General features: G+C 63.6%; 16 protein-coding genes. 5 read left to right on the top strand and 11 right to left on the bottom strand.

Going from position 1 to position 15396, the window contains the following annotated elements:
• Positions 1-105 precede the first annotated feature (105 nt).
• The gene (locus RFM98_RS13835) at positions 106-978 is read right to left on the bottom strand and encodes a helix-turn-helix transcriptional regulator (RefSeq protein WP_320309397.1); all 873 of its coding nucleotides are present in this window, start codon (positions 976-978) and stop codon (positions 106-108) included.
• A 103-nt stretch (positions 979-1081) separates the two neighbouring features.
• Between RFM98_RS13835 and RFM98_RS13830 the strand changes: the two genes are divergently transcribed.
• Together RFM98_RS13830 and RFM98_RS13825 are read left to right on the top strand one after the other, a co-directional pair.
• On the top strand, positions 1082-1927 hold the full coding sequence (locus RFM98_RS13830) for an SDR family NAD(P)-dependent oxidoreductase (RefSeq protein WP_320309396.1): 846 nt from the start codon (positions 1082-1084) through the stop codon (positions 1925-1927).
• The gene (locus RFM98_RS13825) at positions 1924-2646 is read left to right on the top strand and encodes an SDR family oxidoreductase (RefSeq protein WP_320309395.1); all 723 of its coding nucleotides are present in this window, start codon (positions 1924-1926) and stop codon (positions 2644-2646) included. The genes RFM98_RS13830 and RFM98_RS13825 overlap by 4 nt, the downstream gene beginning before the upstream one ends.
• A gap of 44 nt (positions 2647-2690) precedes the next feature.
• Here the strand turns inward: RFM98_RS13825 and RFM98_RS13820 are convergent, their stop codons facing one another.
• The 5 genes from RFM98_RS13820 to RFM98_RS13800 form a co-directional block, all read right to left on the bottom strand.
• On the bottom strand, positions 2691-3149 hold the full coding sequence (locus tag RFM98_RS13820; protein ID WP_320309394.1) for a carboxymuconolactone decarboxylase family protein: 459 nt from the start codon (positions 3147-3149) through the stop codon (positions 2691-2693).
• A 40-nt stretch (positions 3150-3189) separates the two neighbouring features.
• A complete protein-coding gene (locus RFM98_RS13815) occupies positions 3190-3708 on the bottom strand; it encodes an RrF2 family transcriptional regulator (protein WP_320309393.1) in 519 nt (172 codons plus the stop codon).
• A gap of 417 nt (positions 3709-4125) precedes the next feature.
• Positions 4126-5439 (bottom strand): NAD-dependent dihydropyrimidine dehydrogenase subunit PreA, encoded by a 1314-nt coding sequence (gene preA, locus RFM98_RS13810; protein ID WP_320309392.1) that lies wholly within the window; start codon positions 5437-5439, stop codon positions 4126-4128.
• Positions 5440-5441: 2 nt separating this feature from the next.
• Positions 5442-6806: an NAD(P)-dependent oxidoreductase gene (locus RFM98_RS13805; RefSeq protein ID WP_320309391.1), complete on the bottom strand. Its 1365-nt coding sequence runs from the start codon at positions 6804-6806 to the stop codon at positions 5442-5444.
• A 118-nt stretch (positions 6807-6924) separates the two neighbouring features.
• Positions 6925-7653 (bottom strand): gamma-glutamylcyclotransferase, encoded by a 729-nt coding sequence (locus tag RFM98_RS13800; protein ID WP_320309390.1) that lies wholly within the window; start codon positions 7651-7653, stop codon positions 6925-6927.
• Positions 7654-7831: 178 nt separating this feature from the next.
• Here RFM98_RS13800 and RFM98_RS13795 point away from each other — a divergent pair, with 178 nt between their 5' ends.
• On the top strand, positions 7832-8608 hold the full coding sequence (locus RFM98_RS13795) for a VOC family protein (protein WP_320309389.1): 777 nt from the start codon (positions 7832-7834) through the stop codon (positions 8606-8608).
• Between the two features lie 93 nt (positions 8609-8701).
• Here the strand turns inward: RFM98_RS13795 and RFM98_RS13790 are convergent, their stop codons facing one another.
• Positions 8702-9190: a hypothetical protein gene (locus RFM98_RS13790; RefSeq protein ID WP_320309388.1), complete on the bottom strand. Its 489-nt coding sequence runs from the start codon at positions 9188-9190 to the stop codon at positions 8702-8704.
• A 194-nt stretch (positions 9191-9384) separates the two neighbouring features.
• Between RFM98_RS13790 and RFM98_RS13785 the strand changes: the two genes are divergently transcribed.
• The gene (locus RFM98_RS13785) at positions 9385-9783 is read left to right on the top strand and encodes a DoxX family protein (protein WP_320309387.1); all 399 of its coding nucleotides are present in this window, start codon (positions 9385-9387) and stop codon (positions 9781-9783) included.
• Positions 9784-9798: 15 nt separating this feature from the next.
• On the opposite strand, the gene RFM98_RS13780 is transcribed toward RFM98_RS13785, so the two are convergent.
• On the bottom strand, positions 9799-12225 hold the full coding sequence (locus tag RFM98_RS13780; protein WP_320309386.1) for a GcvT family protein: 2427 nt from the start codon (positions 12223-12225) through the stop codon (positions 9799-9801).
• Positions 12226-12306: 81 nt separating this feature from the next.
• Complete coding sequence (locus RFM98_RS13775) at positions 12307-13845, bottom strand: trimethylamine methyltransferase family protein (protein WP_320309385.1); 1539 nt, start codon at positions 13843-13845, stop codon at positions 12307-12309.
• A 211-nt stretch (positions 13846-14056) separates the two neighbouring features.
• On the opposite strand from RFM98_RS13775, the gene RFM98_RS13770 reads away from it, so the two are divergent.
• Positions 14057-14647, top strand: a complete 591-nt coding sequence (locus RFM98_RS13770; RefSeq protein WP_320309384.1) for a transglycosylase SLT domain-containing protein — start codon at positions 14057-14059, stop codon at positions 14645-14647.
• Between the two features lie 86 nt (positions 14648-14733).
• Here RFM98_RS13770 and RFM98_RS13765 read toward each other — a convergent pair whose 3' ends face one another.
• Positions 14734-15171: a TA system VapC family ribonuclease toxin gene (locus tag RFM98_RS13765; RefSeq protein ID WP_320309383.1), complete on the bottom strand. Its 438-nt coding sequence runs from the start codon at positions 15169-15171 to the stop codon at positions 14734-14736.
• Positions 15168-15395 carry a CopG family transcriptional regulator gene (locus RFM98_RS13760; RefSeq protein WP_320309599.1) on the bottom strand — a complete coding sequence of 76 codons (228 nt, stop codon included), beginning with the start codon at positions 15393-15395 and terminating at the stop codon, positions 15168-15170. The genes RFM98_RS13765 and RFM98_RS13760 overlap by 4 nt, the downstream gene beginning before the upstream one ends.
• Position 15396 lies beyond the last annotated feature (1 nt).

Here is a 15396-nt window from a genome sequence, read left to right as displayed (position 1 = left end):
AATTCTGCTCCGCTGCATCCCCACGGCAAAGGTAACGGAATGGATCCTCGGGTCTCCGCGTCCGCTTCGCTCCCGCTCCGCCCGTGGATGACGAAGCTGAGGGCTTCAGGCGCTGCGCCGCTCGGATGGAAGGTCATCCAGCAGTTTCCGCAGCTTCACAATCGAGTTCTGCTCGGCAAGCGGCGTGTAGACGATCAGCCTCATATCCGAGCCGTCGTCGATCGACAGGCTCATATGCTCGAACGTCATCGCGCCGGCGATCGGATGCCGCAGACGCTTCAACCCGGAAAGCCGGTGCACCACATCCCGCTGCGGCCACCATTCGCGAAACTCGGGACTTGAGCGCATCATGAGTTCGATCAGCCGTTCGAAATCCGGATCGCCGGTATATTTCGCGCTCTCGGCGCGGAACGCGGCAAGGGTTGCGCGTGCCAGCTGCTCCCAGTCCACCAAAAGGTGCCGCCGGCGCGGATCGGTGAACACGCCATGGATGATGTTGCGGGCGTCGCCCTCCAACAGGCCGTAATCGCCGAAAATGGCGACGGCCGCGTCGTTCCATGCCAGCACGTCCCAGCGCGGGCCAACGACATAAGCGGGCTGCAGGACCAGGCTTTGCAACATGTGCAGCAAGGGCCCCTCGACCTTTCCCGCAACGATGCGCCGCCGTTCCGGCTGCTGGCGGCCGGCAAGCGTGAACAGGTGCCGCTGCTCGGCGCCGTCGAGCCGCAGCGCCTGGCAGAGCGCCGACAGCACCTCGACCGAAGGCCGCACGTCCCTGCCCTGCTCCAGCCACGTGTACCAGGTCGTGCCGACTCCGGCGATCATCGCCACTTCCTCGCGCCTCAGCCCGGGCGTGCGCCGCCGCTGCCCGGCCGCGATGCCGGTATCGGAAGGTGAAAGCCGCTCGCGGCGGGAACGCAGGAAGGCGCCGAGCTCTCGCCGGCGGTGATCTTCGGGGGAATGGGTGTTGGCATCCATCCCGGTATTATAGCAGTACTGATACCAGGATAAAGTTTGAACTGTTTGGGGCGCGCGCCGTGTCCCATCTTTCCGTTCAGAGCAGCGCAAGGAGGCTCTGAACATGGAACTCAAGGACAAAACAATTCTCATCACCGGCTCGACCGACGGCGTCGGCCGCGTGGTCGCCGAAAGGCTCGGCGCCGGCGGAGCACGCGTGCTGGTGCATGGCCGCGACGAAGGCCGCGGCAAGGCGACAGTTGCCGCCATAGAGGCCAAGGGCGGCAAGGCGGAATTGCTCCTCGCCGACCTCGCTTCGCTTGCCGAGGTCCGCCGCCTCGCCGAAGCCGTGCGCGCAAGAACCGATCGGCTCGACATCTTGATCAACAATGCCGGCGTCGGCACCGGTGGCCAGGGCGCGAAGCGGCAGGCCAGCGCCGACGGCTATGAGCTGCGCTTCGCCGTCAACTATCTCGCCGGCTTCCTGCTGACGTCGGAACTGCTGCCCTTGCTCAAGGCAAGCACGCCGGCGCGCATCGTCAATGTCGCCTCGGCCGGCCAGCAGGCGATCGATTTCGACGACGTGATGCTGACGCATGGCTATAGCGGCGTGCGGGCCTACTGCCAGAGCAAGCTGGCGCAGATCCTGTTCACCATCGATCTGGCGGAGCAGCTCGACGGCACCGGCATCACCGTCAATGCCCTGCACCCGGCAAGCTACATGGACACCACCATGGTCCGGCAGGCTGGGGTCACGCCATGGAACTTGGTCGAGACCGGCGCCGACGCCATCCTCAACCTGGCAACGTCGCCGGCGCTCGAACGGCGCAGCGGCCTCTATTTCGACGGCCAGCGGGAATCGCGCGCCGATGCCCAGGCCTATGACGGGAAGGCCCGCCGCCAGTTGCGCGCGCTCAGCCTCGAATTGACCGGACAATCTTCTGCGACATCCAGGGAAAAAAACTCATGAGCGAGAACATCGAACACTGCGTCATCATCGGCGGCTCATCCGGCATCGGCCTTGCCACGGCCAAACGGCTGGTCGGCCCCGGCATGAAAGTCACGATCACCGGCCGCCACGAGGAGAAGCTCAAAGGCGCGTGGAAGTCCCTTGGCGGCACCGTCGGCAAGGCCGTGTTCGACGCCACGAAGCCGAATGAGGTCCGGAATTTCTTCGATGATCTCGGGCCGTTCGATCACCTGGTTCTCGCCGCCAGCGGCGGCAAGGGGCTGGGGCCGTTCGCAACCCTCGATCTCGCCGATATCGGCAGCGGCGTCGACGAAAAGATCCGGCCGCAATTGTCCTGTCTGCAGGCGGCCCTGCCGACCTTGAACAAAGCCGGATCGGTGACCTTCATCTCGGCCGTCTCGGCGCAGATTGCAGCGCCCGGCATCGCCGGCATCGGCGCCATCAACGGCATGCTTTTGACCGTCGTGCCGATCCTGGCAGTCGAGCTGAAGCCGCTGCGCGTCAACGTCGTGGCGCCTGGTGTCATCGACACCCCCTGGTGGGACTTCTTGCCGGACGACCAGCGGCAGGCGGTGTTCGCCGAATATGCCGGCAAGACGCCGGTCGGCCGCATCGGCCGCGCCGACGATGTCGCCGGCGCAATCGCCTTCCTGGTCTCCAACGGCTTCATGACCGGCCAGGTGCTCACCTGCGACGGCGGCCTGCGCTACGCCGCGTGAACAATGAGGCGCGCGGATCTTTCATCCGCGCGCAGCTCGCCCGATCACGCAGCCTTGGCGGCCGGCACCGGATGAATGGCCTGGAACGGAACGCACAGCCGGTTCCAGGTGTTGATCATGCCGAGCGCCACCGAGAGCTTGACCAGCTCTTCTTCCGAGAAGTGTTCGAGCGTGCGGGCGTAGAGTTCGTCCGATACGCCATTGTCGGCGATCAGCGTCACGGCCTCCGTCCAGGCGAAGGCGGCCCGTTCGCGCTCGGAAAACAGCGGCGATTCCTTCCAGGCGGCGACGAGGTAGAGCCGGGTTTCGGTCTCGCCGTCGCACCTCGCCTCGCGGCTGTGCATCTCGACGCAATACGAGCAGCCATTGATCTGCGACGCCCTGAGCTTGATCAAATGCAGCAGGCTCACTTCCAGTCCGCATTCGTCGACGGCCTTGTTGAGCGCCGACACCGCCTTCATGATCTCGGGCGCCTTGGCAAAAAACTGCAATCTCTGTTTCATCGTCTTTCCTTCCAGGTTTTGGGTGGGTTTGGAGGTTGGGTTAGATCTGCTTGGGTGGAGCGGATTTCTGCGGCCGCTGATGGCGCTCGACGAAGGCGCAACTCGCGGCAAACGCGCGGGGATCGCCTTCCGCGGCATAGTCCGCCACGATATCGGATAGCTTCACTTCGGCGAGCGCAGCGCGATAGGCGCGCTCGGCCTTGAGCATCGCGGCATTGATGCCGCAGGGTTTGACATAGGCCGACGCGTCGATCTTAACCGGGCCACGCTGGCGGATTTCGCCGCAACGAAAAGCAGGCTCCCGTCCCTCGACGGCCAGCACGATATCGAGGAGCGTGATACGCTCGGCCGGTCGCGCCAACCGATAGCCGCCCGCCGGCCCCGGCACCGATTCCAGGATGCGCGCCGCCGTCAGCTGGTTGAGATGTTTCAGCAGATAGCTTGGCGACAGCCCGAAGCACTTCGCGAGCGCAGCACCTGGCATGGTGCTGTTGCCATCGACGCTGGCAAGCGTCGCCGCGCAGTGGATGGCCGCCTCAACGCCCTCACCCAGCTTCATCGTGCCAATCTCCTATTCATGGATATATCTTATCGTGGATATTTTTTATCTGCAATAGGCGAGTCTGGATTTCGTACAATCGCGGTTGTGATATCGGTTGTGCCAAAGGCCGTGCGGAGAGCTAAGGACTTCGCGGCGCATGCCCTCGAAGGTTGGCGCTGCCCCTCATTGCCCTGCCGGGCATTTCTCCCCGTAAACGGGGCGAAAGACGCCTTCGCCAACGATTTCGCCAATCACCACCGTTGCGCATGAAGGGCGGCGAGGACGCCTCACCTAGCCTTCTCCCCGTTCACGGGGAGAAGGTGCCCGAAGGGCGGATGAGGGGCGGCGCGGACCTCTGAAATCGAGGCGCCGCGCGTCACATAAAATCGCCCATGCGAAGGCGCGGAGCGATTTAGCTAAACCTTGGACGAATCCCTATTCGGCAGCCACCCTGGCCATCGGATTGTTCGGGTGCGTCGTCCAGTTGGCGTAGATCGGCGACACCGGCTTGCCGGTGCGCTGGTCCATCGCGCCGGCCGCCAGCGGCTCCATGGTGATGCAGCCCTCGACCGGGCAGACATTGACGCAGAGATTGCAGCCGACGCATTCGGCCTCGATCACCTCGAAATGCCTGGCACCGTCGACCATGTTGGTGATCGCCTGGTGCGAGGTGTCCTCGCAGGCGATGTGGCAGCGGCCGCATTTGATGCAGGCATCCTGGTCGATTTGCGCCTTGGCGACATAGTTGAGGTTGAGATACTGCCAATCGGTGACGTTGGGCGTGGCGCGGCCGATGATGTCGGAGAGCGAGGCGTGCCCCTTCTCGTCCATCCAGTTCTCCAGGCCGGCGATCATCTCCTGCACGATCTTGAAGCCATAGGTCATCGCCGCCGTGCAGACCTGCACATTGCCGGCGCCGAGCGCCATGAATTCGGCCGCATCCCGCCAGGTGGTGATGCCGCCGATGCCCGAGATCGGCAATCCATGCGTTTCCGGATCGCGCGCGATCTCGGCCACCATGTTCATGGCGATCGGCTTCACCGCCGGGCCGCAATAGCCGCCATGCGAACCCTTGCCGTCGATGGTCGGCTGTGGCGCGAAACTGTCGAGGTCGACGCCGGTGATCGAGTTGATCGTGTTGATCAGCGACACCGCGTCCGTGCCGCCGGCCAGTGCCGCGCGCGCGGGCTTGCGCACATCGGTGATGTTGGGCGTCAGCTTGGTGATGACCGGCATGCGGGTATTCTGCTTGCACCAGCGCACCACCATTTCGATGTATTCGGGCACCTGACCGACGGCCGCGCCCATACCGCGTTCCGACATGCCATGCGGACAGCCGAAATTGAGCTCGATGCCGTCGGCTTCCGTGTCCTCGACCACCGGCAGGATCGCCTTCCAGGCATCCTCGACGCAAGGAACCATCAGCGAGACGACGATGGCGCGGTCCGGCCAGTCCTTCTTGACCTGCTTGATCTCGCGCAAATTGACCTGCAGGTCGCGGTCGGTGATGAGCTCGATGTTGTTCAAGCCAAGCAGCCGGCGATCGGCGCCCCAGATCGCGCCATAGCGCGGCCCGTTGACGTTGACGACCGGTGGGCCCTCTTCGCCCAGCGTCTTCCAAACCACGCCGCCCCAGCCGGCCTTGAAGGCGCGCTCGACATTGTAGGCCTTGTCGGTCGGCGGCGCCGAGGCCAGCCAGAATGGATTGGGCGACTTGATGCCGACGAAAGTGTTGCGGATGTCTGCCATGCTCATGCCCTCCCGTTAGAGGTCAGCGCCCGATGGATGCTCTCGGCGGCGTCGCGGCCTTGCGCAACCGCCGAGACCGTCAAATCGTCACCGCCGAAGATGCAGTCGCCGCCGGCCCAGACCTTGGCCAGCGAGGTGCGGCCTTCGGCATCGACCTTGATGCGGCCGCCTTCGAGCTCGATCTGTTCGCCGCTGCCGTTGAGATGAGCCGGCACGAAGCTCTGGCCGATCGCCTTGAACACCTGGTCGGCGTTGAGCCGCAGCGTTTCGCCGGTGCCGGCGAGCTTGTCGCCGCTGATCGCGGTGTATTCGAGCTCGATCGCCGATACCTTGCCGTTCTCGGCTATCACGCGCTTCGGCTGCAGCCAGTGGCGGATGGTGACGCCGTTGGCGGCGGCCAGATCCTGCTCGAAGCCGGAGGCGTTCATATGCTCCTGGCCGCGGCGGTAGCAGATCGTCACTTCCTCCGCGCCGAGCAGCTTCGACTGCACCGCGGCGTCGATTGCCGTCATGCCGCCGCCGATCACGACGACGCGCCGGCCGACCGGCAGGTCGGAAAGGTCGCTCGCCTGGCGCAGGTCGGCGATGAATTCCACGGCATTGGCAACACCGTCCGCGTCCTCGCCTTCGGCGCGCAGCGCGTTGATGCCACCGAGGCCAAGGCCAAGGAACACCGCATCGTAGTTGCGCATCAAATCGGAGAGCTGGAAGTCGCGGCCGAGCGCCTTGCCGTTCTGGATATCGATGCCGCCGATCGCGGTGACATAGTCGACTTCGGCCTGGGCGAAATCGTCGACGCTCTTATAGGCGGCGATGCCATATTCGTTGAGGCCGCCGGCCTTCGGCCGCGCCTCCAGGATCGTCACGTCATGGCCGTGGCGGGCAAGGCGATGCGCCGCCGCCAGCCCCGAAGGCCCGGCGCCGACCACGGCGACCGTCTTTCCGGTCGGCTCGGCGCGCTTATAGAACTGCTTGTCCTCGCTCATCGCGACATCGGTGGCGTAGCGCTGCAGCCGGCCGATCTGCACCGGCTTGCCTTCCGCCACCTCGCGCACGCAGACCTCTTCGCACAGCGTCTCGGTCGGGCAGACGCGGGCGCACATGCCGCCGAGGATGTTCTGGTCGAAGATCGTCTTGGCCGAGCCCAGCGGGTTGCCGGTGGCGATCTGCCGGATGAACAGCGGGATGTCGATCGACGTCGGGCATGCGTTCATGCACGGCGCGTCGTAGCAGAAATAGCAGCGGTCGGCCTCGACCAGCGCCTCATGGTGGTCGAGCGGCGGATGCAGGTCGGAGAAATTGTCGGCATATTGCTCGGAAGACAGCCTGCCGCCGGCAATGCCTTCAATGAAATGACCAGTTGCCATTCCAGTTCCCCTTGTTGTCGTTTTGGGGAAGGCTAGCACGTTTTGTTTTTTTATCAATTGGTCAATTTTCGGCCAAGTCACTGTAAGGGCTGGAAAAAACATGATAGATTAAGTCATATTATGCCATCGCAGCAGCACCAGAGGACTCCCCGGTTTCACTCTTGGCAGGATGGATCGATCGGATTTCATCCGCGACCAGTTCCTGCAGGCGCCACAGATTGCGGTCATGGATGCCGAATGTCTCGAGGTGGCTGACGGTGTTGTAGAGGTATTCGGCGCCGGAGCCGACATGGCCGCACGCGCGTGCCAGTATCTGCGCTACCCTTTCCAGCGGCTGCCTGAGCGACGTGCCCTTGCCGGTCACGCCCACCCAGAAGCCCAACGCCCGCAACCGGCCTTGTGTCGTGCGCACCGGAACCCATCGCACCGAACTGACGCTTTCATGGTCATCTATCTCGCGTCGCAACAGTCGTTCGATCTGTGCGGGCTTTTCGCCATCCGGCAGGCGGTAGATGACGCCGTCGCAGCGCCCACCGCGTTCCAGCGCCATCATCAATCCAGGCTGTTCGCGGCTGCCCCGCCAGCGCCTTATGTCGAGGCAGAACGACCGGTGCCAGCCATGCGCCGCCGCACGCTGCTGTTCGACCGATTCGAAGGCCGGCTTCCAAATCAGCGAGCCATAGGCGAATACCCAGAGCGGCCCCTCGTCGGCTTCATCGGCGAGACGCGAGGCGAGCGCTCTGAAATCGTCGTCGCTCAGCTGCGTCCACTCCCCGCTCGGACCGGGATCGATTTCCTCGCGATGGCAGAGCGCGACAAGCTCTGACGTGAGCGACATTCGACGCATGGAAACGCAACCCCCTCTTTGAGGGCAGCAAAGTCGAAAATCGCTGGACACGCAAGATCGCAGGACAGAGTGCCTTGCCATCCTCGAATTCTGGCCCAGATGTCGGATTTCTGTCGCCAGGATCGTCCTAGGATGGATCGAACCACGATCGCTGCCTGAACCGGTGAGGAGACCGACCATGCCGAATGCCCCAAAACCCTTCTTCTGGTACGAACTGATGACCACCGACCTCGACGCCGCCGAGGCCTTTTATACCGCAATTGTCGGCTGGAGGGCCGAGCCCTTCGACAAGGCGCCCGGTATGCCCCGCTACATCGTGATGAATTCCAGCGTGCGTGGTGTCGGCGGACTGATGACGATGCCGGAAGAACCAGCCAAGATGGGCATGCCGCCCGCCTGGATGGGCTACATCTACACCAGGGATGTCGATGCCTCGACGAAGGCGTTGCAGGAGGCAGGCGGCGCCGTCCACCGCGCACCGGACGACATCCCGGGCGTCGGCCGCTTTGCCGTCGTCGCCGATCCCCAAGGCGCAACCTTCATGTTCCTGCAACCCAACCAACCCGACCAGCCGCCGGTGCCGGCGACCACGCTCGGCCATGTCGGCTGGCATGAGCTCTACACTTCGGACTGGAAAGCCGCTTTCGACTTCTATTCAAGCCAGTTCGGCTGGGAGAGCGCCGGCGAGTTCGATATGGGCGAGATGGGGACTTACAAGACCTTCGGCGCCGGCCCCGAATCCGGCGGCGGCATCATGAACAAGCCGCCGCAGATCCCGGTTCCCGTATGGCAGTTCTATTTCAACGTCGACGCCATCGACGCCGCCGCCAAGCGCGTCACCGACAATGGCGGCAAGGTGCTGATGGGACCGATGGATGTGCCGAGCGGCCAGTGGATTATCCAGTGCCAGGACCCGCAAGGCGCGCATTTCGCCTTGCTCGCGCCGACGCGGTAGCGACTGCCGATCTCCCCCTTGTGGGTCCCTTGTGGGGGAGATGCCCGGCAGGACAGAGGGGGCGCGGTCCCGCAGACCTCGCCCTCTTGTGCGTCACTCCGGCGCCAGCACCGCCAGTTTCAGATCGGCCTTCTTCGCGCCGCTGAGCTGCACGGTGGCGGTACCGGCGGTCAGCTTGAAACGCACGCTCTTGCGGATGCCGGGGCAGGTCCTCACGCCGCTGAAGGCCGCTGATTTTACGGCCTGCCCGTCCTGCACCACATCGATCCAGGCCTCGTCGGACAGGCTGAACTGGAGTTCGCCTTCAGGCGGCACGGTCACGCTCGCCGTCGCGCCGAACGTGCCGGCTGCCGGTGCATGTTCCGGCGGCACTTCAAAGCTGATCGTGTCGACCGCCGCGAGCGAGAAATCCACCGCTTGCCCGACCGTCAGGGCGGCCCCGGACTGCGCGGCGGGCGCCGCCGGAAACAGAGCCTGCTCGCGTGCAACCGGCCATTTGAAGGCATCACAGCCGGCGTCGCCGGCCATGGCGAAGCTCGTGCCTGCGAGGATTGCGAAGAGGCTGATGGCGACTTTTTTCATGGCAAAGGGACTCGCACGGTTTGGTGTACCCGCATCAATACAACCATAAGGATACAAATGCAACCATTGCGAGAAAAAATATGAGAGTTGAAACCATTTCCGCTCACCGATTGTTGATGGCAAGCCATGGGACGCGAGCGGTCGGTTGCCGGGCGATATTTGTGGCCGGTCCTGGGGTTAAATTGGAGTTCTGGATGAAGCTATTCGAAGGCCTTGCCCAGTACGGACCGCAGGCGCTGGGTGTGCTGCGCATCATGACCGCGTTGCAGTTCATCGAGCACGGCACCCAGAAGCTGTTCAATTTTCCTCCCGGCCCCCATGCCGAGGCCCTGACCGGACTCGCGCTGTCGTCCGGCATTCTCGAGTTCGCCGGCGGCGTCCTGCTGGCAGTGGGGCTATTCACGCGCCCGGTGGCGTTCCTGCTCTGCGGCGAGATGGCCATCGCATACTTCATGGCGCATGCGCCGCGCGACTTCTTCCCCGTCAACAATGGCGGCGACTCGGCGATCTCTTTCTGCTTCATCTTCCTCTATCTGATCTTCGCCGGACCCGGCGCTTTCGCGCTGGACAATCGCAACAACGCCAAGGCCTGATCAGCGCGCCCGGTTTCAGGCGCGCATCCGTTCGAAATTGGCGTCGAACAGCGGCGCCGCCTGGACGCGCGCCGCATGGCGCTTGCCAAGGATCTCGATCTCGAAACCGTCCGGCCTGTCGGCGATTTCCTTCGGCACGTAGCCCATGGCGACCGACTTCTTCGAATTATGCGCATAGCCGCCGGACGTGACCCAGCCGCGCACGACGCCGTCATGCCAGATCGCCTCGTCGCCGATCACATCGGCATCGGTGGCGTCGACGATGAAGCTGCGCAGCCGAAGCTTGCCGCCCTGTCTGCGCTCGGCAAGTGCTGCTTCCTTGCCGATGAAATCGGCGTCCTTGCCATAGGCGACGAAACGGTCGAGCCCGGCCTCGACCGGCCCGTAGATCGGCCGGTATTCGCGCGCCCACGAGCCGTAATTCTTTTCCAGCCTCAGCGCGTTGAGCGCGCGCGAGCCGAACAGGCCGATGCCGAACTCCTCGCCTGCTGTGACCAGCGCTTGGTAGGCGGCGCGCTGATATTCCGGCGCCACCCAGATCTCGTAGCCGAGGTCACCGGTGTAGCTGACGCGGCCGACTTGACACGGCGCCATGCCGATATCCATTCGCGCAACCGCCATGAAGGGGAATGCCGCGTTGGAAACGTCAGCGCGGGTGACCTTGGCCAGAACCTCCCTCGCCTTCGGCCCGGCAATGGCGAGACCGGTGAGCTTCTGTCCCAGCGCTTCCACCCGCACCGAACCGTCCTTCGGCAGATGCGCCTCGAACCAGCGCATATGATATTGCTCGGCGACGCCGGAGCCGGCGATGAACCATTCGCGGTCGTCGATATTGGCGAGCGTGAAATCGCCGATCAGTCGGCCGTCGTCCTTCAGCATCGGCGTCAGCGTCATGCGGCCGCGTCTGGGCAGCTTGCAGGCAAGCATGCGGTCGAGCCAGGCAGCCGCGCCCTCGCCGGTCACCCTGTATTTGGCAAAGTTCGAAATCTCCGACAGGCCGACGCCGTTGCGAACGGCCGCGACTTCCTTGCCGACATGGTCGAAGTCGCTCGAACGCCGCCACGAGAACTCGTCCTTGACGCCATCCGGCGCATACCAAAGCGGCACCTCGAGCCCGTAAGAGACACCCCATTGCGCGCCCTGGGCGGCAAGCGTGTCATAGACCGGCGTCGTCTTGAGCTGACGCCCTGCCGGCAGTTCCTCGTTCGGGAAGCGGATCGAAAAGCGGCGCGAATAGTTTTCGCGCACCTTGGCGTTGGTGTAGGCCATCGTCGCCCAGTCGCCGTAGCGCGCCACGTCCATCGCCCAGATGTCGGCGCCCGGGTCGCCCTCGATCATCCAGTTGGAGAGCGCCAGCCCGACGCCGCCGCCTTGGCTGAACCCCGCCATGACGCCGCAGGCGACCCAGAAGCCGGGCAGGCCGCGCACCGGACCGACCAGCGGATTGCCGTCCGGCGCGAAGGTGAAGGGGCCGTTGATGATCTGCTTGATGCCGGTCTTCTGGAAAGCCGGGAAATGACGGAAGCCGACTTCCAGCGACGGCGCGATGCGGTCGATGTCCGGCTCCAGCAGCTCGTGGCCGAAATTCCACGGTGTCTGGAATTCGGACCAGACCTTGTTCGCCTTCTCGTAAGTGCCCATCAGCATGCCGCCGCGCTCCTGGCGCAGATAGAGCTCGCCGTCGAAGTCGACCGCATGGATGATCTCGGTGCCGGTCTTTGCGTTCCAGTCGGCGACCTCCGGCATGTCCTCGGTGATCAGGTACATGTGCTCCATGGCGAGCACCGGCAGTTCAAGCCCGACCATGCGGCCGACCTCGCGTGCCCACAGGCCGCCGGCATTGACGACATGCTCCGTCACCACCTCGCCCTTGTTGGTGATCACACGCCACAACCCGTCGGACCGGCGCACGATGTCCTCGACCTTGGTGAAGCGCTCGACTTCGGCGCCAAGCTTGCGTGCGGCCTTGGCATAGGCGTGCGTCACGCCCGACGGATCGAGATGGCCGTCCTCCTTGTTGCGCACCGCGCCGACGAACTGGCTGGGATCGATGAGCGGCATCAATTCCGCCGCTTCCTTCGCCGAGATCACTTCGAGGTCGATGCCGAGATAGCGGCCCTTCGACACCACGCCGCGCAGCCAGTCGAGCCGCGCCTCGGTCGCCGCCAGAAGCACGCCGCCCGTGAGGTGCACGCCGGTCGCCTGTCCCGACAACTCCTCGATCTCCTTGTAGAGCGAGATGGTGTATTTCTGCAGCTTGGCGACCTTGGGGTCGCCATTGATGGTGTGCATGCCGCCAGCGGCGTGCCAGGTCGAGCCCGACGTCAGCTCGTCGCGCTCCAAAAGCACGACATCGGTCCAGCCATGGCGGGCAAGATGGAACAGCACCGAGCATCCGACGACACCACCGCCGATAACCACGACCTTTGCATGCGACTTCATGGGCTTTTTCTCGTTCGTTCAGTGAGTTGGATCGGTGAGATGAATCGGGACGGGAAGCGCCAGCTCGCGCCGACGCTAAAGTCACGGCTCGCCCTGCCCGATCGCTACCTTGCGGCGTGCCATATAGGCTTCGAGCGCTTCGCGAGCAGCAGGATCCATGGCCGGCTGAACATACTCCTCCAGCGCTTTCTTCCAGAGCCGCGTCGCGCGCGCCGTCGTGTCGAGCCCGCCGGCCTCCTGCCAGGCCTCGTAATTCTGCCAGTTGGAGAGCATGGGCTGGTAGAAGGCCGTGGCGTAGCGCTCCAGCGTGTGCGGCTCGCCGAAGAAGTGGCCGCCGGTCGGCACTGCGCCCAATGCCTCCACCGCCAGCTCGCCCTCGTCGACGACGATCGGCCGCAGGAATTCCATCATGTGCTGGATCATCTCGACGTCGATGATGAGCTTTTCGAACGATGCCGTCAGCCCGCCTTCCTGCCAGCCGGCGGCGTGGTAGACGAGATTGCCGTGGCCAAGCACCGCGCCCCACAACGCCATCAACGTCTCGTAGGCGCCCTGCGCGTCCGCGGCATTGGAGGCCGAGCCCGGCGTCGTGCGGTATGGCAAATTGTAGCGCCGCGCCAACTGCCCCGAGGCGATGTTGGCCTTGGTGTTTTCCGGCGTGCCGAAGGCCGGCGCGCCCGACTTCATGTCGACATTGGAGGTGAAGGCACCATACATCACCGGCGCGCCGGGACGCACCAGCTGCGTCAGCACGATGCCGAACAGCGCTTCGGCATTCTGCTGCGCCAGCGCGCCGGCAAGCGTCACCGGGCTCATCGCGCCCATCAGGGTGAACGGCGTCACCGCAACCGACTGACCGTACTCGGCCATGGTCATCAGCCCTTCGGCCATCATCTCATCGAAGCGGCGCGGCGAATTGACCGAAATGATGGTGGTGATGCCGGGATCGTCGCGCATCTCATCCAGTGTCAGTCCGCGCGCGATCGCCATCATCTCGATGCCGTCGAGCGCCCTGCCTCTTCCGATTGCCGAAACGTGGAAGCATTTGTCGGTCAGCGTCAGGTTGGCGAAATAGGTGTCCATGTGCCTTGTGTTCGCCGGCAGCTCGATCGGCGCGCAGACCTGGTTGCCCAGCATGTGGATGCAGTTGAAATGCTGTGCCAGCCGGACAAGATCCTGATAGTCGGGCATGTTGCCGGCACGGCGGCCGCGTTCCATGTCATGCACATTGGGCGGCCCCGCCACCAGCGTGAAGTTGATCGTGCTGCCGCCAAGATGGACGGCTTGTGCCGGATTGCGTGGGGTAAGCGTGTAGTGGCTGCGCGTCGACTTCAGCGCTTCCTCGACCATGCCGCGATCGACGCGCACATTCATCATGGCTTGATCGACCTTGGCGCCGGCACGCTCGAACAGCGACAGCGCCCGCGGGCTCATCACCTCGATACCGAAATTCTCCAGGATATGCATCGAGGCCTGGTGGATGGCCTCGATCTGGTCGGCCGACAGCAGCGCCATCGGCGGATAGGGATTCTCCACCCGCCGCCGCGGCAGTTGCGGAATAGCGGCCGGCCCCCGGTTGCTGGTGCGTTCGGCGCCGCGCTTGCGTCTTGGTTCGCTCATGCGCGCATCAGAGCGCCCGCATCACAGGCGGGCTGTCAGAAATTCGCCATTTGCCGGCGTGATTTTAGCCAAGGCGGCATTCTTCAAGGTCAATGACAAGGATAGCGACATAGATAGTCGTAATATCGATACTCGATTTTTCGCGCCTTCGGCGCCCGCGTTAAGGAACCGCGCAAGACTCCTTTTATGATTTCGGCCTATTCGTCTTTCAATGCGTAGATCGAGTTTTAGTAAAATTGTCGCCGTCTCCGTGCTGCTGGCGCTTTCGGCCTGCGCGACGGCGCCCAGTCACATCAACAATGTCTGTGCCGTCTTCGACCAGAATGACGGCTGGTTCGACAACTGGCAGTCCGCCGCGGAGCGCACCGAGCAGAAATACGGCATTCCCGTTCCGGTGCTGATGGCCACGGTGCGCAAGGAGTCCGGCTTCAAGAGCAATGCCCGACCGCCGCGCACCAAGCTGCTCGGCTTCATCCCATGGACGCATGTCTCGAGCGCCACCGGCTACTCGCAGGCGCTCGACGGCACCTGGTCGCAATATCAAAGCGAGACCGGCAACTGGACGGCACGCCGCACGCGTTTTGCCGACGCCATCGATTTCGTCGGCTGGTACCACTCCAAGACCGCCGATACGTTCAAAGTCGCGCGCAACGACACCTACAATCTCTACCTGGCCTATTATCTTGGCTGGACAGCCTATGGCCGCGGCAATCGCGGCGACGGCGGCGTTCAAAGCTACGCGCGCGCCACCGACCAGATGGCCCGCGATTACGCCGCGCAGATGCGGCAGTGCGGAAGCTGACGTCGACGGGATATCGCGCAGCCAACTAAAGCCACTTGGCATCCCGGAAAGCGATGTAACTCTTGATCGAAAGCGGACGCTGTCCGTCATTCACTGGGGATCAGGTGGAGGATCGACTTCCCTCCCTTCACCGCCGCCGTCGACAGCTTCCGGTCGAATGTCGCCAACTGGCCGCCATGCGCCTTGGCAAGCCCAAGCAAGTAACTATCCGTTGTTTGCCCGGGGGTCATTATCTTGCTCGCGTCAATGTCTGCCGAACCCACCAAGCTGATATCATCGGGCCAAAAACGATGTCCTGAAAGTTCATGCAACTTGGCGACAAACTGCGTAACGACAGCGGGCGAGCCGGGTGAATTTGGGTATTTCGGGTTGCCCACGATCCTGATGACACCATTCTCGGTAATGGGACATGTTGCCCATGACAAATGCCCGGTGGATTGGAACCACCGATGCGCATCTTCATGCGCGACATGAGCCGGATCGATCAACGCGATCAACACATTGACGTCAAGCAGAAAGGTCACGGCAGTTCGTCGCGAAGCGCGTTGACCATTTCGAGATCGACCATCGGGCCGTTGGGCTGCAATGAAAGCAAAGGGATACCGTTACGCTCACCGCCGACTTGCGGCCTGCGCAGTGAACGGCGAACTAGATCGGAAATGACCTCGCCAACGCTGCGATCCTGCTGTCGCGCAATGGCCTTGGCCGCAAGGAGGACATCGTCATCGATTGCAAGTGTCGTTCTCACA

Origin of the sequence: Mesorhizobium australafricanum, assembly GCF_033977265.1 — a bacterium.
GTDB lineage: Bacteria > Pseudomonadota > Alphaproteobacteria > Rhizobiales > Rhizobiaceae > Mesorhizobium > Mesorhizobium australafricanum.
The sequence above is the reverse complement of the archived record's forward strand: the minus strand, read 5'-3'. Positions and strand labels throughout refer to the sequence as shown.